Raw genomic sequence first — 25431 nt, forward strand, 5'->3', positions numbered from 1 at the left:
TGATCAGGCCGCCTGCGCCTCTTCGCCCTCGCGCCGTCTCTGCAGCACGAAGATCGGCTGCGCCCACTGCGTGTCCTTCTTTTTCTTGCTCGTGATGAGCGTGAGGTCGGAAGGATCGTAGACGTCCGTGTTGTGCGTCAGCGGCGTCGTCATGAGGTATTGCGCGTCGGTGTTTTTCAGGAACTCGCCGACCAGCTGGATGTTGCGGATGTCCAGGTGGGCAAACGGTTCGTCGATGAACACGAAGCCGCCGGAACCCTCTTCCGATTTCAGCAGGCCGATCAGCAGCACGAGCGATTTCATGACCTGCTGGCCACCCGACGCCTCGCCGTCGTTCATGCCGATCTGGCCCTTGCCGTCGAACTTGAAGCGCACGTGCAGGCCGGCTTGCGCCAGCTGCACGTCGTCGTTCTCCAGCCGGACCGGATCGACCGACACGTCGATGTTCGCCAGCTCGCCCAGTTCGCGGATGTTCTTCGAGTAGGTCTTGATCGTGTAGCGCAGGCGCTCGATGTAGGCGCCGCGCGCGTTGTCCGTCGCCTCGATCGCGCGGTTGTTCTGGTAGCGGCGCTCTTCCGTCTCCACCTGGCGGCCGGACAGCTGGTCGTTCAGGCGCGCGTACTGGTCGATGACGGTCGGGTCCTGTTCCCAGTCGCCGCGCGCGAGCGACGCGTCCAGGGAATTCATGCGCAGCTTGACCTGGTGCGCGTTCTGGTGCGTCGCGACCAATGCGGCACGCTGCTGCGCGCTGCGCCACGACTTCGGCACGTGGCGCCACGAGCGGCGCAACGTGAGCAGCTCGCGCGCGTGCTCGCTGCGCTGCTCGATCACGCGGCGGTTGTTCAGGCGCATGCCCGCTTCCGCCTCCGACAGCGCCATGCGGGCGTTCTGCCAGACGGTGTCGGCGCGCGTGCGCGTGACCGTCGCGTTCTTGATCAGCACCTGCAGCTCGCCCAGGCGCGCACCGACCTGCAGGCGCTCGGCCTTCAGCGGTTCCAGCGCACGGGTCGCTTCCTCGAATTCGGCCTGGCGCGCGGAGAGTTCCTTGGCGGCGTCCACGCCGGCGATGCGCACGCGCAGCGCGGACACTTCCGCCGCGAGCTTGCTGATCGCGAGCGTCAAGGTGTCTTCCTGCGCTTCCAGCGACGGCAGCGACTTCTGGATGGCTTCCAGGCGCTGCGTCTTGCCGGCGGCGCCGAAGCGGTAGCGCGACGGCTCGACGAACAGCGAGCGGCCGCCGCGGCGTTCGCGGTGGTAGGCGTCCGGCGTGATCCATTCGTCGGCGTCGCTCTTGAAACCGGCGTCGACGGAATCCACGCGCTCGATGCGTTCCAGCTGGTCGATCAGCCAGGCCGGCGCCTTCGAGCTGAAACGCACGACGGACAGCAGGGTATCGTCCTTGACCACCGGCGCGTCGACGCAGTCCGGCACGATGAAGTGGCGATAGCGCTCCTTCTCCGCCAGCTTGTAGGCGGCCGGCGCGTCCTTCGCACGCTCCAGCAGCACGACGGATGCGTAGCCACCCAGCACGCCTTCGACGGCCCCCTGCCACTTCGGATCCGTCACTTCGACGATATCCGACAGCATGGCGTGCGGGATGCCCGCATCGCGCAGCGCGCGGCGCATCTGGCGCTGGGCTTCCGGCTCCGGCATCGTCGTCTTGCCCTGCAGCGCGGAGATCGTCGCCAGCTCGCCCGCGATTTTAGTGGCCAGCGCTTCGCGCTCGGCCTTCTTCTTCGCGAGTTCCGCTTCCTTCGCTTCGAGCTGGGTCGCGACTTCCGCGATGTCGGCGCCGGCGTCCGCCGCCAGCTTGTTCAGGCGTTCCTTCTGCTCGAGCAGGCTTTCCAGCGGCTTCAGTTTCGCGTTCACCTGCGTGAGGCGGGTGGCCAACTCGTTCGCTTCCTGTTCGAGCTTGACTTCCTGCTGCTGCGCTTCCGTCAGCGCGCGCTGCTGCGCGGCGAGCGCATTGCGCTTTTCGGTGAGCAGGCTGTCGGCCTGCATCAGCGGCTTCTTCGCCTCGCGCAGCGCGCGACTGACGTTCGCGGCCTTTTCGCGCGCCTCGTGGTATTCGAGGCTCGGCAGCACTTCCTCGACGAGGGCGCGGCGCTCCTTGTTGAGGTCTTCCCACTGGTGGTAGTTCGCCACGCGCAGGCGCAGGCCTTCGAGGTTGATGCGCGACGTCTCCAGCTCGGCCTCGAAGCGCTTCAGCTCCGATTCGGTGTCGCGCTGGTGGCGCTTGGCCTCGTCGTACGCGTCCAGCACTTCCTTGTCGCCGAACACCTGGAACACGAGGTCCAGCAGCTGGCGCGGCGCGTATTCGCACAGTTTATCCGTCTCGCCCTGCTCCAGCGCGAGCACCTTCGACATCGCCGGCGACAGGCCGGCCGACGCGAGGCGCTTGCGGTAGTTTTCGACGCCGAGCCAGTCGGTCGCTTCCGTCACTTCCTCGATCTGGATGTTCCCCGGCCGCATGAGGTACTGGCGCTTCCAGTCGCCGCCGTTCTTCTGCACCTGGCAGAACAGCGTGACTTCGTCGTCGCTGAAGAAACCGGAATGGCGGAACGGGCGGTTCGACAGCTGGCGGCCGGACGGCTTGTTGTCGACGACGGCGCGCAACCAGGCGCTCTGCTGGCCCGAGTGGCGCGCATAGTGTTTATAGGTGCGGCCCATCGAGCAATCGAGGCCGAACAGCGTGCGCAGGGCGTCGAGCAGCGTCGTCTTGCCGGAGCCGTTCTGGCCGGCGATGGTGATGATCTTGGCGTCGAGCGGGATGTTCTTGATGCGCTGCCAGTAGTCCCAGTGGACCAGCTCGAGGGATTTAATGTGGAACATGCGTGCCTCTTAAGCTTGGGGCGTGTCGGTATCGGTAGCCGGGTCGAGGGCCGGCTCGTCGTTCGCGGCCTCGCTGACGTGGCGGCGCGGTGCGGCCGCCAGCGGTGCGCGCTTGAACACGTCGGCCAGCGCGCCGTTGATGATGCGTTCCTTCAGGACGTCGGTATCCATCAGCAGGTCCAGCAGCGGACCTTCCAGGATCACGTCGCCGCGGCGCTCGATGAAGCCGAGCTTAGACAGCAGGCCGAGGTTCATGTCCATGCGCGTCTTCTTGCCCAGCTTCTCGCCGAAGTCCGCGAGCAGCGCGGTGTACGAGATGCCGATCGACGTGTCTTCCGCGCGCGGGATCGGGTTGTCCTTGTCGAACATGTCGGACTGGTCGACGTCGATGGCCTGGTGGGTTTCCTGGCGCTGGCGCTTGGGCAGGATGATCTGCGCCCACAGCACGACGAGCAGCGCCACGCCGTCGCGCGTGAGGCCGAAGTTATTGTTCTGCCAGATGTCCTTGGCGCCGAAGATCTTCGGTTCGACGTTGCGGTGCAGGGCCAGCGTGACGTGGTCCGCGTACACGTTGTCGAGGAGTTTCAGGCCGCATTCGAGCAGGCGCTTGTCGATCTCGGCGCGGAACTGGTCGTCGGACAGCGCGCGCTTGACCATCTTGTCGTCGCGGCGCAGGGTCTGGTGCGTGAGCAGTCGCGCGATCAGGATTTGGGCGTCGTCATTCATCTTGCGTCTTGCTTTCCGGGGTGCTCGGTAGATCGAGATTCAGTGAGAGGGTCGCGCGCGAGATGGCCGCGATGTGCGGATCGTCCAGCGGCACCAGTTCGTCGGCGGAGTCGAAGCGCACGGGCAGGCGCGCCAGTGCGGCGGTCGGGCCCTGCAGGTTGGCTTCGGCCGGATCGCCCAGCAGCGGCAGCAGCGAGGCACGGTACGATGCGATGGCAAAGCTGGCCGGCAGCAGCGACTCCTCGATCGGCACGCTCTTCGGCGCGCCTTCGGCCATGATGGGGAAGTTGTCCAGGTTGGCGAAATCGGCGAGGCGGCTGATCCAGTCGTCCAGTTCCGCCTGCATCGCCGGGTTGTCGTTGATGGTCATCGCCGCGTCCTCGCCGCTCGGCAGGCCGGTCGGCGCCACGTTCGCCACGCGCTCCATCATGAGTTCCGTCTCGGCCACGTCGATCATCTCGGCCGGCGTCGTGAACAGCGGGACGACCGGACGGTCGATCGCCTCTTCCGCCAGGCTCGCGAGGTCGTCGTGCGCGAGCAGCCAGCGCTTGATGTCGGTCGTCGACAGGCCGGACTGGCCCAGGTGCACGCGCTGGCGTTCGATCTGGTTCAGCGCGCGCGAGAACATGCCCTGCATGTTCAGGAGCTGCGACTGCGCGCGGCCGATCGCCTGCGCGGCGCGGTGCGTGGCCGAGTCGGCGCGCTCGTCGGACGTGATGGCGCGCAGGATCACGGAGCCCTTCTCCACCCAGTCGCACGCCATGTGCCACTTCGCCTGCGACGCGCGCAGGCGGAATTCGGAGCCGGACGCGATCGCATCGCGGAATTCCTCGTGCAGCTCGACGAGGCGGCCCAGCAAGTGCTTCAGCTGGTCGACGGTGACGCCGCCGACGGCCTGCGCACCGGCCACCTGGGACAGCAGGAAGCCCATCTCGGCCTCGTCCTCTTCCGGCTTGCCGAGGGCGAGCAGGGTGTCGAGCGCGGCCAGTACGTTGCGCGCCAGCGGCGTGATGCGGTAGACGGCGGCCGGGTTGTCCCACGCGAGCAGGCCGTGCGTGCGCAGGCGGCCCAGCACCGTTTCCAGGCTTTCCGGGATCAGGTAGGCGAACTTCGTATTGATGTCGGCGCGCGAGAACGCGGAGTCCATCGCATCGGACGCGAGTTCGCGCAGCACGAGCAGGCGCACGATGACGCCGTCCTGCGAGCCATGGAACAGCGCGGTGAACGCCTGCAGCATGGGCTGCGCACGCTTGAGGTGATATACCTGCTCGATCTCGTCCGGCGCCACTCCGTCCTGGAAGTGCGTCTGCAGCGGGTCGAGGTCTTCTAGCGCTGGGGAATTGGAGTCGGCGGCGGTTGCTGCCAGGTTGTCGATCATCGTAAGGCTTACCAGTCTGCTGTCGCGCGCGGCCTTCTGGACCACGGGCGCGGGGGCGTCAGTATAACAGTTAAGGCTTGGCAACTAATACGGAACGCCCGCGTACGGTTCACAACTGGTGAATATGCAACGGAATCGAATCGCCGCTTGACTTGCCAATATGACAACATCAGGCGCGCGCCCCTTCCGACCCGACAGCGCGATAATGAACATTGTTATCTTTACATCATCAACAAGGAGGAATGCCATGCAACGTACACTTGCGGCCATCGTCCTGGCCACTTGCCTGACACCGGCCGTCGTCCTGGCGGCACCCACCCCGAAGCAGCAGAACGGCATCACCTACGTCAATGGCGGCGTCGGCGAGGAAGAGCAGGCCGCGATGAAGGCCCAGCGCGCCGACTACAACCTGCTGCTCACCTTCGCCACCAAGCAGAGCGGCGCCTACCGCTCCGACGTCCAGCTCGATATTTCGGATGCCAAGGGCGCGAATCTGGTGACCGCGGCGAACACGGGGCCGATGTTCTTTGCCAAGCTGCCGCCGGGCACGTATCGCGTCAGCGCGGCGGCCGAGGGCAAGACCTTTAAACGGACGGTCAAGGTCGGGAATACGCCGAAGGAAATCGTGCTGCATTGGGAAAACGACAATCCGGATGATCCGGGCCCGCAAGACTAAGCCGCCTGTACCTTTTTTATAAAATAGGAAATAATCCGCGGGGAGAAACTAAACGGAAAGACCAGATGCGACGATTGTGGTGCGCGCTGATTGGCATCGTCCTGGGCGATGCGGCTGTCGGGCAGGATCATGGGCCGACTTTTGCGGACTACAATCACTCCATCTGGACCGCGAGCGACGGCGCGCCGGTGCAGGTCACGCGCATGGCGCAGACGCCCGACGGCTGGCTGTGGCTGGGCACGCCGAATGGCCTGTACCGCTTCGACGGGGTCCATTTCTACCCGTTCGCCGCAGCCAACGGCGCGCACTTGTTGAGCCCCCGGATCTCGGAACTGGCGGCCCAGCCCAACGGCGATCTTTACATCGGTTACGACGCTCCCGGCCTGAGCGTACTCCGTGCGGACGGCCGGCTCGATCATCTCGCGCCCGCGACGAAGGACAGCCCCGTCAACTGGACGAATGCCGTGAAACCGGATCGCGACGGGTCGCTCTGGGTAGCCACGTCGTTCGGCTTGCGCCGTCTGAAGGAAGGACGCTGGTCGGCGCTCGGCGCGGCGCAGGGCTGCCCCGATGTCGATGTCGTGATGGCGCTCGCCCCCGACGGACAGGTATGGGAGGCGAAACACAACCAGCTGTTCCGCTACGACCGGACCACCGGCCGTTGCATCCCCACCGAACTGCGGAAGCCGCACGGCAGGCAGTCGGAACGCATCCAGGGATTCAGGATGTCGCCGGACGGCCGGCTCTGGGCTGGCGCGGATGGGTATCTGGCGCTCGTATCGGCCCCGATTGCCGGCGTTTCCGTGCCGTCGCGCTACCTCGGCCAGGAATCGGGCAGCACATCCCTCTTCGACCATGCCGGCAACCTGTGGGCACTGCGTTGCCCGACCGGCATCTGCCTGGCGGCGTCGGCCGGACAAAGCGCAGGCGACACCATCGACCTGGCCACGGCGACGACGAGCCGGCTCGACCAGCGCGGCCAATTGGGTTCGCTGGCGCCGCGCGTCGTGTTCGAGGACCGCGAAGGCGACATCTGGATCGGTTCGCCGACCGGCGTGGAACGCTTCCGCCGCAATACCTTGCGTCCCGTGGAACTGCCGGCGATCAAGGGCGATTTCCATGTCGCGCCCGACACCGACGGCACCGTGTGGGTGGTCGCGCCCCAGGAAAAACGGGGATGGCGCTACGATCCGGCCGCGCGCCGCCTCACGCCGCTGCCGGACAAGTATCGGGGCGCCACGCTCGGACCGGATGGCACCGTCGTGCTCCTGAAGGAAGATGGCATCACATTGCGTCGCGCCGGCGTCGAGACCCATGTCGATCTTCCGGGGCCGATGCCGACGGCCGCCTGGGCACGCAGCGACGGCGAACGTGTCTGGTTCGGCGGATTCGGCGTCCCGGTCCAGCTCTGGGATGGCCACGCCTGGAGGCCGCCGGTCGAGTTGCCGGGGGCCGAATTCGTGTTCAGCGCCCCGGGACACCGCGGCCAGATGTGGCGCGCGCTCGCCGATGGGCGCCTCGTGCTGTTCGAAGGCGGGCGGGTGCGCACGGCATACGACCAGGCCGCGCTGGGCGGCATCGGCGAGCCGACCAGCGTGTCGGCCGCGCCCGAACTGGTCGTGTGCGGCGAGCAAGGCGTGATCGTGATGCATGCGGGGCAGTTCCGGCGCCTGCACGCACAGCGCGACGATGTGCTGCAGCGTGTTACCGGCCTGTTCGTGGCCGCCGATGGTTCCCGCTGGCTCAACGGCGGCACCGGCCTGCTGCGTGTCGAGGCAAGCGACTGGCGCCGGGCGGTGGAGACCGGTGCGCCGCTGCGCTATGCCCTGATGGGCGTACGCGACGGATACACGGGCACTGCCGCGAACGTGCCGTCCCTGCGGATGGTGAACGACCGCTTGTGGGTAACGACGACCGACGGCATCGTCGAGGTCGCCCCGACGCGGCGCGGCCTCGACGGCTCCGCGCCGCAGCCGTCGCTGCTGGGGGTGACCGGGGACGATGTCGCCTACTCCTTCACGCAGCCGCCCCGCATCCGTGCCGGCACGACGCGCCTGCGCGTCGACTTCACCGCGCCCGCGCTGAGCCGCCCAGAACGCGTCGTGTTCAGTTACCGGCTCGACGGCGTGGACCGGGCCTGGCAAACCGGCACGGAACGCAGCGCCACCTATACGGGACTGGGCCCGGGCGACTATCGTTTCCGCGTGCGTGCCATGAACGAGGGCGGCGTGTGGAGCGTGAGTGAACGGACGCTCGACCTGCACATCGCGCCGACGCTGGTGCAGACCGTCTGGTTCAAGGTCACGTGCATCCTGGCCGCCCTGCTGCTGTGGCTCGGCTACCGCTTGCGCGTGCGCTTCCTGACCCGCACGCTCACCGCGCGCCTGAGCGCGCAGCTGGAAGAGCGCGAACGCATCGCGCGCGACCTGCACGACACCGTGCTGCAGACGTTCCAGGGCTTCGTGATGAAAGTGGAGACGATCCTGCCCGAGTCCGAATCCGGCATGGGGGATGCGCTGCGACGCAGCCTGGGCGATGCCACGTCCGCCATCCAGGAAGGCCGCGACAAGATCACCTCCCTGCGCGCCGGCGTGCGCAAGGTGCCTCCCCTGCACGAGTATCTGCATATGGCGGGCGTGCAGGACGCCGCGCCGGGCCAGCGGTTCGCACTGCGTTGCGTAGGCGAGGCCCGCGCGCTGCATCCGATCGTGGAGCAGGAGCTGTGCGCCATCGGACGCGAAGCCTTGCGTAACGCTTTCCGTCATGCGGATGCGGGGCAGCACGAGGTGATCGTCGAGTATGGCGCGCGCGCTCTGGTGCTGACCGTGCGGGACGACGGACGCGGCTTCGACACCGGCGCCGGCGCAAAGCGCGGCCATTGGGGCTTGCGCGGCATCGACGAGCGAGCCCGGGGCATCCATGCCGATGCTGTCCTGCACACGGCACCGGGGACCGGGACGACGTGGCGGATCGAGATCAAGGCGGCGCTGGCGTATGCGGATGGCCGACGGCGCATGCCCTGGCCGCGGTGGTTTACATCGGCGGCTGTCCGTTGGAAGCGGTTACGCCCGCATCGACCGGCAAGTTGACGCCCGTGATCAGGCGCGCATCGTCGCTCGCCAGGAATGCCATCACGGCGGCGACGCCTTCCGGATCCTCCGGCGCGCCAAGCGGCATGCGTTCCTTGAACTTGGCCACCAGCTCGGGATCCTTCAACATGTCCTCGGTCATCCCGGTCTTCGTGAAGCTCGGATTGACCGCGTTCACCCGCACGCCGTCCTTGCCCGCATCGAGCGCCATCGCGCGCACCATGTTGCTGACGGCGCCCTTCGACGTGTTGTAGGCGAACGTATTCCAGTCGCCGCCCAGCCCGGACACGGACGAGGTCATCACGATCGAACCGCGTGTTTTCAGGAGTTCAGGCATCGCCGCCTTGGCCATGTGGAAGTAACCGGTCACATTCACGGCCATGACGTGGGCGAAATCGTCTTCGCTCGTCTGCATGATGTCGCCTTCGGTGGCCACGCCGGCATTGTTGACCAGGACGTGCAGCCCGCCGAAACGCTCGACGGCGGCCTTGACTGCGGCGGTCGCGGTCTCCTTGCTGGCGGTGTCGCCGACCTGCACGAGCACGCGGTCCTGCGGCAGGCCGGCCGCGGCTTTTTTCAGGCCGGCGTCGTCGATATCGAGCATGACGACGTTGGCGCCTTCTTCGAGAAAACGACGGGCAGCCGCCAGGCCGATGCCGGAAGCCGTGCCTGTGACGAGTACGGTTTTATCCTTGAAACGGTTCATCCTGTCCTCTTCGCTATCGGTCGGCCCGGGGCGACGATAGCACAGCCGTGCGAATGCGGATTTTCAGTACTTTTAGACAAGTCGGCAAATAACTGTTTGCCACAAGACGCGTTGGTATCGTCGTTCGGTACTTAACCGAGCTGTCGAAGGCTGTATTTCGAGCTGCCTTGCTTTTCCGCTTTTGACCTAGAGCAGACCTACACTGGCTATCGGCTGTCGCCGTGGTTTAGAACGACTGCAGGACCGACTTGGTCGTTAGACAGTCAAAGCAGACGAAGACATAAATCATTCCGCAGTCCCCGAGCACGAACTCATCATTGATCGAGTCAAGCTGAGCATAAAAGGACATGGCCTTGTTGCACGAGCAGGTCGGCACATCGTCAGCTTGAATAAAGTCGGGCTGCCCTCCAAGACGGTGCCGTTTACCTATGTGGGCATCGGCCCACTTGAACGGTGGGAGGGCGGCAGCCTCCTGATCAAGAGGTTCAGGGGTTAATTTGAACGCTGGTATTGCTCGCATGATTCGCTTTCATTTCGTCCGCATCTGGCCGGTTGCTGCCTTATAGAAGGTGACAGCAATCGACATATAGCTAACTCCACTTAACCCATGCCGGAATTGCTCCTTCGTTTACGTAGAAATAGGTAATAACTTTGTAGCATTGCTCGACATCGATACACCAAGACAGCGGATACTCATCCAGCTGCCCATTAGAAAGTCTGTCACGACAGGTTGCTGCTGACCCATTACGGATGATCAACGTTCTTGGTTCACTTGTAAGTCTCACTCATCACTTACACGGCCGTTTGCTCCTGTCGAGCAGGCTATCTATTTCCGCCTGGGTAAGCGTCATTGGCATCGGTTCAGCTGCCGGAAAACCATCTGCACCCATACGCGCTGGCTTGGGCGGCACTTCGTTTGGACAAGCCGGCACAGAAACCGGGAGCGACGCCGCCAGCGCAAATAATTGCTTGCGCAGCGGTGAATCAACGACGTTGGCATCGATCCAGAGCTCGTAAGCACGTCGCCGCTCGACCCAAGACAGGTGCGAGATCGCGTTGCCGGAGGGGGCCTGGAACACGCTGAGCCGTGCCGGCATGCCGTTGATGCGTTCGGGCTCATCCTCGGGCGCACGCCAAATACTCGTGCCGTCAACCGACATGTCTTGTTCGAATAGCGTCACAGTATGACCGTCGGGCATACGAAAGCCGCGATATAGGCGCGTGTGCGTAGTATTGTCGGGCTCGATCCTCGCACCCAAGATCTTGAAGTGGGCGAATTGCGTGCTAGACAGGTTCACTGGCTCGAACGGCAAATTTGCCAGGATCGGCGTAGACGGTTCGAATGCAATGCGGTAGCGCTCTAAGTTTGCCTCGCATACCTTTAGATAGCCGTTCGTTTTTACTTCGAGAGCTAGCTGCGCTTGGGCTTCTGCAAATCCGGGAGCGCCAGGCGGCAGGCCGAGTCCACAGGACACGCCACCTGAGGCTGGTCTGGCGTGGGAAATGGCCGCGGATAGCGCGACGGCGATGGCGACAATAGCCCAACCAATACGCCGGTTCATTGTTTTTGCATTCATCCTTGCAGCTTAGCAGTTACGAGACCGCGAAGATACGTGCTTTTCCACTGCCGCTACCGCTGCCGTCGACTTTGCCGGAGCACGGCCCTTGCCTGCCCCCAGATCAATCCAAAGGGCCGCAACCAGCCCGAAGCAGTCGTCACATTAGTGAGCTGCCGGGCGGGTTGATCGGCTCTCTCGGGCGGGATCGTGCGGCCGACAATAGCCGGCGTGACTCGCGATACCAGCGGCCCTGCCGTCTGCATTGATGGTCACGGTCAGAATGAACTGATCGCCCCAATTCGACCTGTAGTAGCTTTCCCTTGGCCAGGGTAGAGGTGCGAAATCAACTGTGATGCGTGCCGTCGTGATTTCATCAACTTGGATACGTGAGAGGTCCGCGAGCTTTGCCAGATGCCGGTAATAGCGTGTCAACACAGGCGCGAATTCAGAAGACGATGGCTGCATCGATGACGTCAGCAGGTCAAGTGACACCGAGGTCCGGCCATATGTGTCAGCCAGCGAACGCAGTATGCCGATTGACCAGTACCCGTTCAAGTCATTGTTCCGGCTAGCGAACGAACCGCACAAACCGCTGGCTATGTTCGTTAGCTTTGCTCTTCTAGGCATAGATCAGTCCCCGTTCAGTTAGCTGAACCCAAACCCGACACCCGCCACGCAGAAGCAGCTTCGATGATCGATTCTCGCCAATTTTTTGTCCGCTTCTGGTCGATAGCAGTCTCTGCTGAATGACTGCAACCGACCCAAAGCGGACAAACATTCATGTACAGATCGTCAAAGTTCTTCCGCAATTCTGCTGGCGCGCTTCACCCGCCTGAGGATTAACACAAATTGGCTGCTCGCTATCCAGAGCAAAGCATGATAGGTAAGGCCCGTTAGATTACAACACGGAGATTCTGATACGCTACCTCATCTATTAGGAGGAGTGTATGAAAAGTTATCAGGGAGGTGTGTTGTTTATCGACATGCTTGGCTTCGGCGCGTTAACAAACGGGCATCTCACTCTGGGTGCAGTTGAGTGCGAACCTTGGAAGGTCGACCCGAACGGGGCTTCTCCGCATCAGTTAATCGCAGCTCAGATCTTACTCGCGTTCCGGAGGGCATTGATGCGGACAAAGAACGCGTATAAGGCGGTAAGAGTGGCTCAGCTGTCAGACGCTGCATTTCTTTGGTCGGAGGACATCGGCGCACTGGCAGACGCGGGGAGATATGTAATGCACGAGGCCGCCGCAATGGGGCTTCTTTGCCGCGGAGGCCTTGCTATCGGTGGAGTTCATGAGCCAAACAAGCCGAATAATTCCCTTGGTGCATTCATTGTGGGAGATGCAGTTACTCGTGCCGTGTCTCATGAGGGCAAAGGCAAGGGAATGCGTATCTTTACTGATGAGGACACGGTTCGACATGTGTTGGAGGCACGTCCGGACGAAGTATTCACTCCACTTGTTGACCCGCTGAGTGGCATCACGATCGATGAGTGGCAGTGGTACGTACCAAGTCCATTACTACGGGAAGAGCACGACAAGAACAAGTTGCAAAGTCAAATTGAGAGCTTAGTCACGTGTCATACAATGTTTCGGTACTCACCAAAACTGTCATGGAGTGCCACAACTTCGGAAGGTCGCCGTCAGATAGCTTGCTCCGTGGTTGCGGTGTCAGATGCGATGCAACGACTGTCCCGGAACAAGGGAAACTTCGGCTTTTCTGTTGAGCACCTAATGCTCGCAAATCAGGGCCGTTCAGAACGCACTCGTCAGCGAGTTCACGAGACATTTGTTCAAGAGTTGCTCCGGGCAATTCAGCCGAAAGAGCGAAAATGATATGACAAGAGGTGTTCTGAATAGAGGGCTTAATGCTGCATGATATGTCTGCTTCTGACCGATCCCGGCCGTTCGGCTCAGCATAGCAGGTTGCCGAGCTGGAAAAGTCGCGGACTGTCACGACCGATTGAATGCGCAGCCGATAACGGCCGCCCTGCAGCATTTACGGGCTGGCCCCCGTCGCCACGTCCCAGCTACATGGCTGACCTACCCCCACACCAACTCGACCGGCACCCCAGCCCGAACCGTGTTGTGTATTTCGGCGACGGCGTCTGTTTCGCGCAGTAGCTGCGCTACCGCGGCACTGGAGGCAGACGAGGACACGGTTGCCCGGTAGGTGATATTGGTGGCGGCGAGGCCAACGCCCGAAAACTCAGCGCTTGCCTCCACTTCGACGCCTTCGATCGGGACGGCGAGACGCTCAGCTTCGCGATACAGGTCATTGCAGTAACAGGTTGCCAGCGCGAGCATTAGAAACTCGCCGCCGTTAATGGCGGAGCCTTTGCCCGAGACCTTTGGCGGTACACTCAAGGGTTGGGCCGAGTTGCCGGTCCGAACGATGACCTCGTGTCCGGCGGCTGAGTTTTTGACAATTGCTGTGACCTGCACGGGTCCTCCGCGGAGGGCTACCAGACGAGTTCAATGATGGGCGAGCCCGTATAGATTATCATGACGCCGTTGTCACCCTGCGCATTCCGCCAGCCGCTCGACCAGCGCATCCATCCGCTCAACCGGCACCTGCGCATAACCCAGCATCAGCCCATTGGCCACCGGCCCACCCGGCACCGCATGCGCCGACAACGCATTCACGACGATCCCTTGTTCCCGCGCCCTGCGCACGATCTCCACGTCCGCCGGGCCATCGGCAGGCAGGCGCAGGGCGAGGTGCATCCCCGCTGAAGCCCCTTCGATGACAGCGTGACTACCCAGGTGCCGCCCGAGCGCCTCCACCAGCGCATCCCGCCGCTGCCGATACAGCCGCCGCATCCGCCGCAAGTGCAACGCAAATTCCCCGCTGCGCAGAAATTCTGCCAGCGCCAGCTGCTCCGCCGTCCGTCCCGCTGCCGCCGATTGCGCGCGCATGAGGGCCAGCTGCGGCGCCAGCCCGGCCGGCACGACGACGAACCCGATCCGCAAAGCTGGAAACATCGTCTTGCTGAACGTGCCGCAATAGAGCACGGGCGCATCCGCCACAAGGCCCTGCATGGCCGCGAGCGGCGGGCCTTCGTGGCGGAATTCGCTGTCGTAGTCGTCCTCGACGATCAGCGCACCGGCCGCACGCGCGCCATCGATCAGCGCCAGGCGCCGCGCCGCCGACGTCACCACGCCGAGGGGATACTGGTGCGACGGCGTCGTGTAGATCAGCTTCGGACGGCGCGTGCTCCAGTCTTGAAGGGATGGCGCCATGCCCTCGCCATCCACCGCGATGCCCTTGACGACGAGACCCGCGCCGCGGAACGCGGCCAGCGCGCCGCCGTAGCCGGGGTTCTCGATCCAGGCGGTGTCTCCGGCGTCGGCGCAGGCGTGGGCGCACAGGTCGAGGCTCGCCTGTGTGCCGTCCGTGATGAAGACCTGGCCCGGCTCGCACACGACGCCGCGCGACGCGCGCAGGTAGTCCGCGATCGCCGTGCGCAGCGCAGGCTCGCCGGCCGGGTCGCCGTAGTTCAGCTGGTCCGCGGACAGGCCGCGCCAGGCGCGGTCCAGCAGGCGGCGCCACTGCGCCAGCGGGAACGCGCGCAGGTCCGGCACGCCGGGCGTGAACGGCAGCGCGACACTGGCGGTGCCGTTCACGGTCCGCAGGTTCTGCGCGCGGCGCGCGAGGCCCGCCTGCGGCACGTCGGCGCTGCGCCGGCGCGGTGCCTGGGCGATCCCGGCGACCACGGTGCCGCGCCGGTCCGGGATGACGAAGCCTTCGCACGCCAGCTGCTCGTACGCATACAGCACCGTGTTGCGGGCGATGCCCAGCTCCTGCGCCAGCGCGCGCGTCGCGAGCAGGCGCGTGCCGGCGGCCAGCGTGCCGTCGCGGATCGCGGCGCGCAGGCATTCGTGCAGCAGGCGCTGGCGCGGCCAGGCGTGATGCGCGTGGTCGCGGCCGAAAGCGTCCAGCAGCAGGGAATAATCCATCGTGGCTCCATGAAATTGCGTGGCTCTGGATCTGTTGCTGGAGCCATCCCGGCCATTATAGTGCGGCTTCCACCCACTTTATCGAGGCCATGAACACCGCTCCCTCTACCCGCACCCAGGTCAAGCGCATCGCGCGCAACGCATCCTACGACCCCGCCCTGCTGCATGCCATCGTCGATGCGGCCTACGTCTGCCACATCGCCTTCGCCGACGCGCATGGCACGCATTGCATCCCCACCGCCTGCTGGCGCAGCGGCGACTACCTGTACATCCACGGGTCGAACGGCAGCCGCATGCTGCAGCGCCTGACGGAACAGGATTGCTGCGTGACGATCACGCATGTGGACGGCCTCGTGCTCGCACGCTCCGCCTTCAATCATTCGATGAATTACCGCAGCGCGATGGTCTACGGCCGCTTCGAGGTCGTGGCGGAAGACGCCAAGCGCCAGACCCTGGCCGACTTCATGGAGCACCTGGCGCCGGGCCGGCAAGCGGAGATCCGTCCCGGGAACGACAAGGAATTCGCGGCGACGACCGTGATGCGCATCGCGCTGCTTGAAGCCGCGTGCAAGGTGCGTACGGGTCCGCCCGACGACGACGAGGAAGACATGCACATCGCCGCGTGGGCCGGCGTGCTGCCGCTCGCGCAGGCGCGCGGGACGCCGGTGCCGGACGCGCATTGTGCGGTGGCGGCGCCGGCCTACGTGAAGGACTGGGCTACTTCTTGACGATGCGTTCGAGCGTCTGCTCGACGTAGTCGCGGTCGTTGTCCGTGAAGCGCAGCTTGACCGGATACCACTCGTGGCCAGGGGCCAGCCAGATGTCGAGCGTCTGGTCCTTGGAGCCCGGTGGCGCGGCGCGCATCACGTGGACGGCATCCACTTCGCCGAGCGACGCGCCGGCCTGCACTTTCTCCCGGCCGACGACGCGGAAGGTCCACGGATCCGCGTCGCGCGGGCCGATGACGAAGAATTGCCATTCCGATCCCGGCTTGAACTTGTCCTTCGCGGCGCGCGCGACCGCCACCAGTTGCCACGAAATCGACACGCGGTCCTGCTCGCCGCCTTTGATCGGATACGTCTTGTCGCCGTCGCTGAAGGTGATGGTCTTGCCGTCGCGGTCGAAGGTGGCCGTCGTCGGGTCCTTGCGGAAGCGCTTGTCGTAGTACTCCGTTGGCGCCAGGCCCCAGTTGTCGACGAGGCCCGTGCTGCGGTTTTCCGTCAGCTTGCCCAGCAGGGCCACGCGCGACTCGGCGTTGACGGAATATTTACTGTCGTTCGCGCGCCAGGTGAGCGTCGCGTCGCCGCTCAGGTTGAAGCCGCGCTGGCGCGCGCCGATGGAATAGGTCAGGTCGGCCGACGGCGGCAGGTCGAACGGGCGCTTGATGGCCGGATGTTCTTCCGCTGCCACGGCATGGCCGCCCAGCGCCGTCATCAACATCATCCCTGCGCCTGCCATTCTTAAAACATTTTTCATATCAGCTTCCTGCTTGTTGAATCACGATTTTGCTCGCGGTCTGGGTCGTCACAGCCCCGCTCGCCTCGACGTTACGGATCTGTACCGGATACCAGCCGTAACCCGGCGCCAGCCACAGTTCCAGGCGCGAGTTGTACGAGCCGGGTTTCGGTGGACGCACGAGGTGCCACGTCGCGATGCGGCCCAGCCGCGTGTCGAGCTGTTCCTGTCCGGCCACCGTAAAGGTGAAAACGCTTGCGTCGCGGTCCTCGCCGACAAGGATGTCGATATTTCCCGACAATTGTTTCGAATCACCGCGCGCGATGGCCGTCAACTGCAGCGGCACGCTGGCTTTATCCTGCGCGCCCGGCACGAGCGGATACTTCAAGCCCGATGCCGAAAACGTCAGCGTGCCCTCCTGGCGATTGAAATGCGTCGCCGTCATGGCGCGCCCGCGCCGCTTCTCCGTCATCAACGTGGGGACGAATCCCTCATCTCCAACCGTGCCCTCGCTCGTGAGGGTGAGCAGGTTCACGTGCGCGAACACGACACGGATACCGGCCTCGATCTTCACGCGGTAGCTGGACGGCGTCACCCGCCACGACAGCAGCGCGTCGCCGCTCCACTTCGTGCCGTTCGCGTCCGTGCGCGCGACGTCGAGCGTGATGTCGGCCGAGGGCGGCATGTCGACCTTGTAACGGCGCGCTTCCGGCGCGGCCGGTTGGGGTTTCTGCGCCGCTTCCGCCTGGGCCTGCGCCTGGGGGGCCGCGTCCTGCTTGTCATCCTGCCGGGATTGTACGGTGCCTGCGCCGACCGCGGCGCCCCCCTGCCCCGTTTGCTGTCCCGGCGCATCGGTGGCGGCGATACCGTCCGATTCCGGCGTCAACGCAGCATCGGGCGCACCAGGTGCCGGTGCGGGCACCACGGGCTCCGGGTCGACCTCGGGCAACGGCGGCTGCTCCAGCGCCGGCTGCGGCGGTGGCACGGGCGGCAAGGGCCGCGGCTGCGGCGCCTCGACCAGCTCGGCCGTCATGGGCGCGCGTCCCGTGCGGGCAGACGGGTCGGGCACCTGGCCCATCTGGCGCGCGAACCAGACGAACACCAGCACGTGCAACAGGATCGTGAGCGCGCCCAGCACCAGTTGCCGGCGGCGTCGGGTCGTGGCGTATGCGGGGCTCATCCGCCTAGTGTAGCCGGTCCGCCCGCGCGCCGCCGCCTGCGCTTCCAACCATCGCATCCACCCATATCTATGTCGGCTCTTATTTATCTGTTACGCTAGCGGCCACCAACCAGGGAGACCACCATGCTGAAACCCTCCGCACCCGCCATGCCTGGCGTGACGGACACGCTGGAATTCGTCAAGAACCTGTGGGGATCCATGCAGATCCCCGGCACCGGCATGCCCGGCATGCCGGGGATGGCAGGCATCGCCGCACCGCCGATGTCGACCGAGGACCTGGACAAGCGTATCGCCGACCTCAAGGCGGTCGAGTCCTGGCTCAACCTGAACCTCAGCATGCTGCGCGGGACCATCCAGGCCCTCGAAGTGCAGCGCGGCACGCTGATGACGCTGAAGACGATGGGCGCCTCGATGGCCGAAGCGATGCGCCAGTCCGGCGTCAGCGCGGAAAAGATGGCGTCCATGCCGTTCTCGCCCTTCTTCGGTGCGCAGGGCCAGGGAGGCGCCGCTGCCAAGCCGGCACCCGCTGCCCCTGCCGCAAAGACGGAGACACCCAAGGCCCCGACTGCCGCCGCGGCGGGCAGCGGTGGCACGGCTCAGCCGGGCACGACCGCGCCGCAATCCACCGGTGCAGCGGACGCGCAAGCCAACCCGGCCGCGATGGCGATGCCGGCCGCCGTCGCGTGGTGGAACATGTTGCAGGAACAATTTACGCAAGCTGTCGCGAATGCGATGACGCCGAGCGCCGCAGCACCGGCAGTGCCCGGAAACGAGGGCGGCGGCGCACCGAAGGCGGAGCCGTCCAGGGCGGCATCGAAAACCGCCATGGCGCCCCCCGTCGAAGGCAGCGGCGGCCCGGCGGCCGGCAACGGCAACGGCAAGACACCTCGCACCAGCCGGACGAAGACCGACAAGCCCTGACGCTACGCCCGCAACGTCATCCCAGGTCGAACGGCAACTTGCGCAAGCGCTTGCCCGTGAGCTGGAAGATGGCGTTGGCGAAGGCCGGCGCCAGCGGCGGCAGGCCCGGCTCGCCCATGCCGGTCGGCGGGTCGGCGGACGGCACGATGAACACGCCCACGTGCGGCATGTCCGGCATGCGCGCCACCGTGTAGTCGCTGAAATTCCGCTGCTCGACGACGCCGTCCTTGAACGTGATCGCGGCGCCCGGCAACGTGGTGCCGAGGGCCGCCAGCACGGCGCCCTGCACCTGCGCCTCGATCGTCAACGGATTGACGGCCAGGTTGCAATGCACCCCGGCCGTGACCTTGTGCAGCCTGGGCACGTCCTTCTCGACCGACGCCTCGACCACGTAGGCCACCACGCTCCCGGACATGCCGTGCACGGCCACGCCCCAGGCACGGCCCTCGCCCAGGGGCTTCTTGCCGTAGCCGGACTTCTGCACCGCCAGGTCGAGCGCCGCCAGGTGGCGCGGGCGTTTATCACCCAGCAGCTTGCGGCGGTACTCGACCGGGTCGGCGCCTGCCGCATGCGCGACCTCATCGACCAGCGTCTCCATGACGAACGCCGTGTGGTTCGACGCCGATCCGCGCCACCACAGCACCGGCACGTTCGCCTTCGGATGATGCACCGACAGCTTCACCGGCAAGGCATACGCGTCAAGGATGCCCTCGGTCGTCGTGGAGTCCACGCCGTTCTTGATCAGCACCGATTCGAACGGCGTGCCCGCACTGATGGCCTGGCCGACGATCACGTGGTTCCACGCCACGACGTCGCCTTTGCCATCGAGCCCGATGTCGACCTTGTGCACGTGCGCCGGGCGATAGTAGCCGCCCTTGATGTCGTCCTCGCGGCTCCAGATGACTTTCACCGGACCGCGTCCGTACGCCCTGGCGACGTTGACCGCTTCGACCAGGTCGTCCGACGTGGTCACGCCGCGGCGGCCGAAACCGCCGCCCGACATCATGGTGTGCAAGGTGACCTGCGTGAGCTTGAGCCCCGCCGCCGCCGCGACGGCGGTCTGGTCGAACGTCTGGAACTGCACGCCCGCCCAGACCGAGCAGCGATCTGCATGGAGGTCGACCACGCAGTTGATCGGTTCCATCGGCGCGTGTGCCAGATAAGGAAATTCGTAGACGGCCGAGATCGACGTCGTCGCCAACGCCGGCGTGGCGGCGCGCGTCCGGTAATCGCGCAGCTGGCGTTCCGAATCGACCTTGTCGACGGCGCCCGTGTCCCAGTCGATGACGAGCGCGTCGCGGCCCTGACTCGCCGGCCAGTAACCGTCCGCGATCACGGCCACGCCGCGCCCGCCGCTGCCCACCGCCACCTCGACCACGTCGACGACGCCCTTGATCGCGCGGGCCTTGCCTGCATCGAGGCTGCGCACCCTGCCCCCGAACACGGGCGGACGCGCGACCACGGCCACCTTCATGCCGGGCAGCGTGAAGTCGATGCCGAACTGCTGCTTGCCGCTCGACTTGGCGCGCGCATCCAGGCGTCCGGTCGGCTTGCCGATGTGGCGAAAATCCTTCGCGTCCTTCAGTTTGACGGTCGCAGGCACCGGTTGCTTCATGGCCGCATCGGCCAGCGCGCCGTAGCGCGCCTTGCGGCCGCCGGGGCCGATGACGACGCCCGCGGCCGTGGTGCACGCGTCGGGCGCGACCTGCCACCGCTCAGCCGCGGCGGCGACCAGCATCGCGCGGGCGCGTGCGCCGATCTCGCGGTAATGCGTAAACGAGTGCGCCACCGAGATGGAGCTGCCGGTCATCTGGATGCCGAACAGCGGGTCCTTGTAGGCGTCGCCGGCCGGCGCCAGCTCGGCGCGCACGCGCGACCAGTCGGCATCGAGCTCCTCGGCGACCAGCATCGGCAGCGCCGTGTGCACGCCCTGGCCGAATTCGAGCCGGTCGACCAGCACGGTGACGGTGTCGTCGGGCGCGATGTGCAGGAACGCATTGGGTGAGGCGGGCGCCGGCGTGGCCGCGCGGCCCTGGACGGGGATGACGAAGCCGAGTACGAGCCCGCCGGTGGATTTCAGAAAGCCGCGGCGGGTCAATGCCACCTGGTTGCTTCGTTCGATGCGCACGCCGCTCTCCGCTGTGATCAAAGCGGAATTCTTACACGGCGGACGGCGCCGCCGGCGTTATGATTTTCACCAGATCGTGTAGCGAATTACGCCACTTCGGCGATCGTCCCGCTTTCGAGTACAGGCTGCAGCTGCGCCAGTTGCTCCATCAGTTGCGCGAAGCGTTGCTGCCCCGGCAGCAGCCGGTCCACGTGGTGCAGCACCTCGTACGCCTCGGCCGACAGGGCGCCGTCGTAGCCATGCTGCTGCAGGTGCGAGACGAGGATCTGGGCCGCGTTGAACAGGATACGCTGGTTGTTCGGCACCTTCTTGCGCGCCTGGCGCATCCACTCGACCGCGTCCATCAGCTTGCCCGTCTTCCACAGCAACACGCCCTGGTTCATCAGGTCGGTCGCTTCCTTCTTCGAGACGCGAATGAACTCCAGGCCCTCGTCGCCGAGGCGCGCCTTGTCGAAGATCTTCTGCACTTCGTCGAGCAGCAGCGGGTTGTCGTGGTTGTTGCGGATCACGTAGCACAGCAGCTCCACGGGCGCATCCTTCACGCCCACCGCGAACAGCAGGGTCGCCAGTTCCAGGCAGGTCGGGATGTCGGGCCGGTCCTCCGTCGCATTGAGAAGGGCTTCCAGCTCGTCGCCGGCCTTGCGCGCGCGCCGGTAGTCGCCGCTCTCGTGGTAGACGAGGCCCTCGGTGATCTTGGAACGCAGGGCGATGTCCGGATAGTCGGCGGCGAACTCGCGCTGCACCTGCAGCAGCAGCCGCAGCGCTTCCTTCGCATCGTTTTTCTGGCCGCACACGCGCGCGAGCCCGAGGTAGGCGTCCGGCGTCTTCATGACGGAATACTCGCCGATCAGGATGCACTTGCGGAAGGCCTGCTCCGCCAACTGCACATTGCCCACCTTGAGCGCCACGTTGCCCAGGTTGCGCTGGCGCGGCACGGAATTCGGCGACAGTTTTGCGGCCCGTTCGAGGATCGCGCACGCCTCGTCCAGCTTGCCCAGGTTCTGATAGGTCAACGCGAGCTGGTCGTACGCGTCGATGTAATAGCGGTTCTCCGCGATCACGCTCTGGAAGGATTGTCTCGCCTGTTCGAATTCGCCGTTGGCCATGCGGATCTTGGCGATGCCGGCGCGCGCCCACTGGTATTCGCGCTGCTCCAGCACGCGCTCGTACACCTCGCGCGCCTTGACCGGCTCGCCGCTCTTTTCCATCAGCTTGGCCTTCATGCGCAGGAGGTCGATCTCGTGCGCCTTGTGCCCTTCGATGGCGGCATCGCACAGGCGCGCCGCGCGCAGGTAGTCCTTCTCCGCATAGGCCTGGTCGATGAGGCGGAAGATCTGCTTCTTGTGCCATACGCGATTGAGCCGCGTGAGCAGCACGCCTTCCGTGATCGGCTTGATCAGGTAGGCATCCGGCTGGTGCTCGGCCGCGCCCATCACGGATTCCACGCTCTTTTCTGCCGACACCATCAGCCACACGGTGCTCGGGTTGACGAGGTTGCGCACGCGCGCTTCTTCCAGCACCTGCTGGCCGTTCTTGCCGTCGCCCAGGTTGTAGTCGCACAGGACGACGTCGTAGCGGATGCGCGTGAGCAGGCCCATCGCCTCGCCGCCGGACGATGCCTGGTCGATGTTCTTCGCGCCCAGGCTGCGCAAGGCTTCGCGCAGCAGCTGGCGCACGCCGACGAAATCGTCGACGACGAGGTAGTTCTTGTCGGCCCAGTCGATCTCGCCCACGGCCTTGAGGGAAGCAGGCGCGTTCATGGCAGGTTCAGGATGAAGCAGCCGCCGCCGAAGCGGCCGCCGTTTTCCAGGCGCAGCGTGCCGCGCCGCTCGCGGTGCTGGTGCATGCGCGCGACTTCGCTGGAAAAATACAGGCCCAGGCCCGCGCTGTTGGTCAGGAAGTTCATGCCCTTCGCGGTGTCCCGCGTGGCGATCGCGCCGGCCTTCAGCAGGGACGGCGGATAACCGGGGCCGTTGTCTTCCACGCGCAGTTCGAGCCAGTTGTCGTCGGTGACGCGGATCGCGAGGCGCACCGTGTCGCACGTGTAGTGGATGGCGTTGTTGATCGCATGCGACAGCACGCCCGTGATCAGGTCTTCGTCGAAGTGCCAGACGAGGTCCGGGTCGTAATCGAGCTCCAGCTTCAGGCCGCGCGATTTCAGCAGCACGCGTTCCAGCGCCACCACCTGGTCGACCAGCTGGCCCAGCTCGAGCGGTTGCACGTCGAACGGGTACGCGGGCGTGCCCACCTGCTTGTACAGCGCGAGCAGCTGCATCAGGTTGTCGTTCAGGCGCTTCGTCTGGTACAGCATGTGCGCCATCTGCGGATATGCCGATTCCGTCTGCGGAGATGCATCGACCAAAAGCCGCTCCAGCGTCCCGGACAGGACGCTGATGGAGTTCTTCATGTCGTGCGCGGTCGAGGCGAGAAACAGCGACAGCTCGGGCGCGTCGGGGGTGTCGTCCATGGGTGGATCATGTGTGAAATGTTGCTTCCCACACATTATACCTTTGAAACTTTCGGTTGCCCGAAAGAAATCAATTTTCTGGCTGCGGACCCCGCGGGGCGCGGCGTGCGCGCAACACGAAGCGGGCCGGATCGAGCGCGTCGACGAGGCTGGACTCCAGCGGCAGGGGCTCGCCCTCGATCTGCGCGGCCAGCAATTCGGCCGACAAACCGGCCCAGATCAGGCCGCGCGACGCATAGCCGAGCAGTCCATACAGACCCGGATGGCGCGGTACGTCGCGCAGGCGCTCGGTGGTGCCGGCGGCGTCGAAGTCCGGCAGGCGGCCGACGAGCGGCAGGCGGTCCGGGGCAACGCAACGGAAGCCGACGCGGCCCGCCAGCGGCGCATCCTCGGCCGCATGCGGATCGGACAGCAGGCCGCGCAGGCGTTCCAGGTTTTCCGCATGGCTTGCGGGCGACAGCGCCGGATTCGGATCGGCGTCGTACGTGGCACCCGCGCTGCACACGCCCCCGGACGGCGGGGTCAGGTACGCCTCGCGGCACAGCACGACGGGGAGCTTCGGCACCATGTCGGCCGGCACATGCGACACCTGCCCGCGCAGCATCGTCAACGGCAGCGGCGCGGCCTGCGGCACCTGCGCGGCGCCGGCACCGTTGGCCAGGATCAGGTTCGGCGCGTGCGCGACCACGATGCCGTGTTCGTTCGTCAGGCGCCACTGCCCGCCATCGCGTTCGATGCGCACGTCGCCCACGCCGAGTTTGCGCTCCAGGAGGCCGCCGCAGGCGTCCAGCATGGCCTCGCACACGCTGCCGGGCCGCGCCCAGCCTGCACCGCGGAACAGCCAGCCGCCATCCGGCGCCGGCAGGCCGCCGAGCAGCGCTTCCGCTTCGGGGCGTTCCAGCCACTCGGCGAACTCCGCCGGCAGCGACTTGTCGGCGGCGATGGCGCGCTGCACGTCGGCGTGATCGGCGTCGCGCGCCAGTTGCAGCACGCCGCATTTGGCGCCCTCGATGGCGCGGCCGATGCCGCCCAGGCGTTCCCAGTGGCGCAGCGCGTACAGGTAGGCGGCGCGCGTCAGGCGCGTGGGCACGTTGTCGTCCTTCGACAGCAGCGGCATGAAGATGCCCGCCCGGTTGCCCGACGCTTCCATCGCCGGCTGCGGCTGGCGGTCGACGACGGTCACCTGCCAGCCGCGCGCGCACAGGCGCTCGGCCGCGGCGGAACCGGCGATGCCGGCGCCCAGCACGATGGCGCGGCGTTCCGGCACCGGCGGTGCGGGCGGACGCGGCTTGCGGCTGGCGAAGCGCGCGTGAACGCCGTCCGCGTCGAACACGAAGCCCTGCGCCGTCAGCGCGGCGACCTGGTCTTGCGTGAGGCCTTGCGCCTGCAGGCAGCCATCCTGCGCGGCCACGCGCGCGACGTGGCGCGCGAAGTCCGTGCCTTCGTGTTCGATGTCGTGCAGGCGGAACATGTCGACGCGCGCCGTCAGCTGGGCCAGCGCGTCCGTCAGCGGGGCGCTGATCAGGTCCAGCGTGACGCCCGGCTCCGCCTGCGGCATGCGGTGGAAGCCCGGCAGCAGGTGCTCGCACAGGGAGATGATGTGCAGATTGGGCGAGCGGTGCGGATCGGTGCGCCAGACGTCGGTCAGGACGCGGACCGCGGCGCCGTCGCCGTAGTGCGAATCGAAGACGGTGTAGCGGGCCCGGGTGCACCAGCAGGCGCGATAGTCCATGGCATCATCTCCGGCGGCGGCACAGGCAGGCACGGTCGTGGTCGTCGACCATGCCGATGCCCTGCATGTAGGCATACACGATGGTCGAGCCGACGAACTTGAAGCCCCGCTTGGCCAGGTCTTTCGAGATGCGGTCGGACAGCCCGGTGCTCGCCGGCCGCGCGCCGTCCGGCCAGTCGTTGACGATGGGCTTGCCGTCCACGAAGGCCCACAGGTAGTCGTCCAGGGTCAAACCCTGTTCGCGCAGGCGCAGGTAGGCTTGCGCATTGTTGATGGCGGCCGCGACCTTCAGGCGGTTGCGCACGATGCCGGGATTCGCCAGCAGTGCCGCGACTTTCGCATCGTCGTAGCTGGCGATCTTGTCCGCGTCCCAGCCGTCGAAGGCGATGCGGTAGTTGTCGCGTTTGTTCAGGATCGTTTCCCACGACAGCCCGGCCTGCGCGCCTTCGAGATTGAGCATTTCGAACAGCGTCGTCTCGTCGTGGCAGGGTACGCCCCACTCGTGGTCGTGATAAGCGATGTAGCGTGGGTTGGCCATGTTGGCCCAGGTGCAGCGGGTGTCGTTCATACATCAAGTATAACCCCCTGCGGCGCCGATTTTCATTGTTGGCAAACCGATTTGC

20 protein-coding genes are annotated in these 25431 nt (G+C 65.6%); 5 read left to right on the forward strand and 15 right to left on the reverse strand.

All coding sequences use genetic code 11. The annotated features are described in order from the left end of the window. Positions 1 to 3 precede the first annotated feature (3 nt). Genes P0M04_RS05935 through P0M04_RS05945 form a run of 3 tightly spaced genes read right to left on the reverse strand, consistent with a single transcriptional unit; the run spans position 4 to position 4936 of the window. Positions 4 to 2832 carry an ATP-binding protein gene (locus tag P0M04_RS05935; protein WP_259448027.1) on the reverse strand — a complete coding sequence of 943 codons (2829 nt, stop codon included), beginning with the start codon at positions 2830 to 2832 and terminating at the stop codon, positions 4 to 6. A gap of 9 nt (positions 2833 to 2841) precedes the next feature. Beyond that, positions 2842 to 3558, reverse strand: coding sequence for a hypothetical protein (locus P0M04_RS05940; RefSeq protein WP_259448028.1), 717 nt, complete (start codon positions 3556 to 3558; stop codon positions 2842 to 2844). After that, positions 3551 to 4936 (reverse strand): hypothetical protein, encoded by a 1386-nt coding sequence (locus tag P0M04_RS05945; protein WP_259448029.1) that lies wholly within the window; start codon positions 4934 to 4936, stop codon positions 3551 to 3553. The genes P0M04_RS05940 and P0M04_RS05945 overlap by 8 nt, the downstream gene beginning before the upstream one ends. Positions 4937 to 5183: 247 nt before the next feature. Between P0M04_RS05945 and P0M04_RS05950 the strand changes: the two genes are divergently transcribed. Continuing rightward, on the forward strand, positions 5184 to 5612 hold the full coding sequence (locus P0M04_RS05950) for a peptidase associated/transthyretin-like domain-containing protein (RefSeq protein ID WP_259448030.1): 429 nt from the start codon (positions 5184 to 5186) through the stop codon (positions 5610 to 5612). A gap of 65 nt (positions 5613 to 5677) precedes the next feature. Next, on the forward strand, positions 5678 to 8701 hold the full coding sequence (locus tag P0M04_RS05955; protein ID WP_259448031.1) for a sensor histidine kinase: 3024 nt from the start codon (positions 5678 to 5680) through the stop codon (positions 8699 to 8701). On the opposite strand, the gene budC is transcribed toward P0M04_RS05955, so the two are convergent. The 3 genes from budC to P0M04_RS05965 all read right to left on the reverse strand — a co-directional run bounded on the left by budC (position 8646) and on the right by P0M04_RS05965 (position 10984). Then, on the reverse strand, positions 8646 to 9407 hold the full coding sequence (budC, locus tag P0M04_RS05960; RefSeq protein WP_259448032.1) for a meso-2,3-butanediol dehydrogenase: 762 nt from the start codon (positions 9405 to 9407) through the stop codon (positions 8646 to 8648). The genes P0M04_RS05955 and budC overlap by 56 nt on opposite strands. 226 nt (positions 9408 to 9633) lie before the next feature. Further along, positions 9634 to 9927 carry a DUF1963 domain-containing protein gene (locus P0M04_RS32855; protein ID WP_371877244.1) on the reverse strand — a complete coding sequence of 98 codons (294 nt, stop codon included), beginning with the start codon at positions 9925 to 9927 and terminating at the stop codon, positions 9634 to 9636. A 268-nt stretch (positions 9928 to 10195) separates the two neighbouring features. Beyond that, positions 10196 to 10984 carry a hypothetical protein gene (locus tag P0M04_RS05965; protein WP_259448033.1) on the reverse strand — a complete coding sequence of 263 codons (789 nt, stop codon included), beginning with the start codon at positions 10982 to 10984 and terminating at the stop codon, positions 10196 to 10198. Positions 10985 to 11913: 929 nt separating this feature from the next. On the opposite strand from P0M04_RS05965, the gene P0M04_RS05970 reads away from it, so the two are divergent. After that, complete coding sequence (locus P0M04_RS05970; RefSeq protein ID WP_259448034.1) at positions 11914 to 12801, forward strand: hypothetical protein; 888 nt, start codon at positions 11914 to 11916, stop codon at positions 12799 to 12801. A gap of 207 nt (positions 12802 to 13008) precedes the next feature. Here P0M04_RS05970 and P0M04_RS05975 read toward each other — a convergent pair whose 3' ends face one another. Together P0M04_RS05975 and pdxR are read right to left on the reverse strand one after the other, a co-directional pair. Beyond that, positions 13009 to 13410 carry an OsmC family protein gene (locus P0M04_RS05975; protein WP_259448035.1) on the reverse strand — a complete coding sequence of 134 codons (402 nt, stop codon included), beginning with the start codon at positions 13408 to 13410 and terminating at the stop codon, positions 13009 to 13011. Positions 13411 to 13482: 72 nt separating this feature from the next. Beyond that, entirely contained in the window at positions 13483 to 14925 is a 1443-nt protein-coding gene (gene pdxR / locus P0M04_RS05980; protein ID WP_259448036.1) for a MocR-like pyridoxine biosynthesis transcription factor PdxR, read from the reverse strand. An 89-nt stretch (positions 14926 to 15014) separates the two neighbouring features. Here pdxR and P0M04_RS05985 point away from each other — a divergent pair, with 89 nt between their 5' ends. Then, the gene (locus tag P0M04_RS05985) at positions 15015 to 15653 is read left to right on the forward strand and encodes a pyridoxamine 5'-phosphate oxidase family protein (protein ID WP_259448037.1); all 639 of its coding nucleotides are present in this window, start codon (positions 15015 to 15017) and stop codon (positions 15651 to 15653) included. On the opposite strand, the gene P0M04_RS05990 is transcribed toward P0M04_RS05985, so the two are convergent. After that, positions 15643 to 16368 carry a DUF3108 domain-containing protein gene (locus tag P0M04_RS05990; protein WP_259448038.1) on the reverse strand — a complete coding sequence of 242 codons (726 nt, stop codon included), beginning with the start codon at positions 16366 to 16368 and terminating at the stop codon, positions 15643 to 15645. The two genes, P0M04_RS05985 and P0M04_RS05990, sit on opposite strands and share 11 nt — an antisense overlap. 34 nt (positions 16369 to 16402) lie before the next feature. Then, positions 16403 to 17617 (reverse strand): DUF3108 domain-containing protein, encoded by a 1215-nt coding sequence (locus P0M04_RS05995; protein WP_259448039.1) that lies wholly within the window; start codon positions 17615 to 17617, stop codon positions 16403 to 16405. A 66-nt stretch (positions 17618 to 17683) separates the two neighbouring features. Between P0M04_RS05995 and P0M04_RS06000 the strand changes: the two genes are divergently transcribed. After that, complete coding sequence (locus P0M04_RS06000; protein WP_259448040.1) at positions 17684 to 18481, forward strand: PhaM family polyhydroxyalkanoate granule multifunctional regulatory protein; 798 nt, start codon at positions 17684 to 17686, stop codon at positions 18479 to 18481. Positions 18482 to 18497: 16 nt separating this feature from the next. Here P0M04_RS06000 and P0M04_RS06005 read toward each other — a convergent pair whose 3' ends face one another. The 5 genes from P0M04_RS06005 to P0M04_RS06025 form a co-directional block, all read right to left on the reverse strand. Continuing rightward, positions 18498 to 20609 carry a xanthine dehydrogenase family protein molybdopterin-binding subunit gene (locus P0M04_RS06005; RefSeq protein ID WP_259448041.1) on the reverse strand — a complete coding sequence of 704 codons (2112 nt, stop codon included), beginning with the start codon at positions 20607 to 20609 and terminating at the stop codon, positions 18498 to 18500. Positions 20610 to 20695: 86 nt separating this feature from the next. Continuing rightward, complete coding sequence (locus P0M04_RS06010; RefSeq protein WP_259448042.1) at positions 20696 to 22369, reverse strand: tetratricopeptide repeat-containing response regulator; 1674 nt, start codon at positions 22367 to 22369, stop codon at positions 20696 to 20698. Beyond that, positions 22366 to 23076 carry a sensor histidine kinase gene (locus P0M04_RS06015; RefSeq protein ID WP_259448043.1) on the reverse strand — a complete coding sequence of 237 codons (711 nt, stop codon included), beginning with the start codon at positions 23074 to 23076 and terminating at the stop codon, positions 22366 to 22368. Before P0M04_RS06015 ends, P0M04_RS06010 begins: the two co-directional genes overlap by 4 nt. Positions 23077 to 23146: 70 nt before the next feature. Continuing rightward, positions 23147 to 24808 carry an FAD-dependent 5-carboxymethylaminomethyl-2-thiouridine(34) oxidoreductase MnmC1 gene (mnmC1, locus tag P0M04_RS06020; protein WP_259448044.1) on the reverse strand — a complete coding sequence of 554 codons (1662 nt, stop codon included), beginning with the start codon at positions 24806 to 24808 and terminating at the stop codon, positions 23147 to 23149. A gap of 4 nt (positions 24809 to 24812) precedes the next feature. Then, a complete protein-coding gene (locus tag P0M04_RS06025; RefSeq protein ID WP_259448045.1) occupies positions 24813 to 25376 on the reverse strand; it encodes a DNA-3-methyladenine glycosylase I in 564 nt (187 codons plus the stop codon). Positions 25377 to 25431 lie beyond the last annotated feature (55 nt).

The sequence above is a fragment of the Telluria mixta genome (assembly GCF_029223865.1).
GTDB classification, from domain to species: Bacteria; Pseudomonadota; Gammaproteobacteria; order Burkholderiales; family Burkholderiaceae_D; genus Telluria; species Telluria mixta.